General features: G+C 37.9%; 2 protein-coding genes. Both read right to left on the bottom strand.

Annotation, left to right across the window (positions count from 1 at the left end; all coding sequences use genetic code 11):
• Positions 1-163: 163 nt before the first annotated feature.
• Positions 164-886 (bottom strand): hypothetical protein, encoded by a 723-nt coding sequence (locus EHS11_RS19710; RefSeq protein WP_135766109.1) that lies wholly within the window; start codon positions 884-886, stop codon positions 164-166.
• A partial coding sequence (locus EHS11_RS19705) for a M23 family metallopeptidase (RefSeq protein WP_135766108.1) occupies positions 883-1,664 on the bottom strand: 782 nt, incomplete at its 5' end. The genes EHS11_RS19705 and EHS11_RS19710, both read right to left, overlap by 4 nt.

Genomic DNA, 1,664 nt, shown 5'->3' with positions numbered 1-1,664 from the left:
AAACATCTCTCTTGCTTTTAAGAGAAGAGAGACTTTATCTATGTTTTGTTGGGCGCCTCGCATCTTTTCTTTTACAATTCCTCTTTTTTGTTAACCGACCACGCTCTCCCTCGACGGCAACGCTCGGTCGATCGTTGGCGCGGGGGCTTCATTTAATATTACACTATTCTTTTTCTTCATTTTCAGCCGCCTTCCTGGCATCATCTGGATTTATACATTCTAGTTCTTTAGGGGGATATATATCTTTATTCTTTAGTAATTCGTCCTTATCAATTTGGCAAAATGCTTCACTAGGCAACTCATGGCTTTTAGGGAAGTAACGGTATATCCCTCTTAAATTACTACTTCGATCCAATACATCTTTTGGATAGTCAACCAATTGGAAATGCTTTGAATCCAATATGACAAAAGTAAATTTGCCTTTTCTTGGAATTAAATTTCCTTTGCCTACTCTAGGGCTCCCATTCGTATAATCTCCAAAATACATGTCGCATTTGTTTTTATTACACTCTAATTTTGTAATTGCCTTTGGCCATTCTTCAAACCATTTACCAGTAATGCCTTCAAAAATATGAGTTCCATTAGGCAATGTATAAAACCCAAAATCACAAGATACAAAATCATGCTTACTAAAACCTCGTTTCGGATCTTTCTTCAAAGATTCAAAGGCCTCATAATTAACTATTTGAAACTCTTCCCAACATTCCTCCCCACCAACTCTTTCGAAAAAAGACCAGTTATAGATTGAATTATTAATCTTTTCTTCAAATGGAATCCCTGGAGCTTCTTCCTTATTAACCGTTACAGTTTCCTCTTTCTTTTCTGCTGCTTTTTCCCCACAACCAATCAATAAAAACAGAAACAGAATTACTATACTTCTAATCATTTTACAGTGCTCCAATCAAATGTCTCTGGATCTTGAGGTACACCATTCTTCATAATTGTAAAGTGTAAATGAGACCCTTCAGAATGGCCCGAATTTCCGGATAATCCGATCAAATCCCCAGGATTAATATCCTGTTTTAACGAAACATTTATATTACTTAAATGTCCATATCTAACTTTTACGGTATTCGATCCCGAGCCATATTCGACTTCTACATACGCACCCAAGTCTGGACTTCCATTTAAGAATCTTTCCGGACTATTCACGACCTCGGTCACTTTTCCGGTTCCAACAGATCCAAGTGGTGTTCCTTCTTTCATATAAATATCTACGCCGTTATGATTTCTTTTAACAGAATTTGGATCAGTGATAGGCAAAGTTCTACCTCCACCATCATCTCCCGTCTGCACATCATAAGGATAAGTAATCGTAAGTCCATTTGCTTTCACATCAACCGGATATCTTACTTCTAACGTTTTTCCATCAGGGCCTTCACGATAGATTTTGCTAAGTTCTCCTTGTCCAGGACCGACAGCCATTGTTTCTACCTTGGTAGGTATTCTCTCAACATTTACCAGACTACTACTGTCGCTTAGATAACCCTTATTGTTAAATTCAGCTATGTATTTATTGGCTTGTTTCTCTGAGATATTTTCACGTCTCAAAGTTGCATCCAGTTTCTTAATATCTGCCGCATCAGCTCCATCTAGTTTAAAGCCGTTCGATTCCAGCCATTGTTTTCGAATATGAGCTGGTAGTTCCGCAGCTACTTTATCAG

It is taken from the genome of Leptospira ilyithenensis, assembly GCF_004771005.1.
In the GTDB taxonomy this organism is placed as follows: Bacteria; Spirochaetota; Leptospiria; order Leptospirales; family Leptospiraceae; genus Leptospira_A; species Leptospira_A ilyithenensis.
Note: the sequence above shows the minus strand (reverse complement) of the source record. Positions and strands in the feature narration are given on the sequence as shown.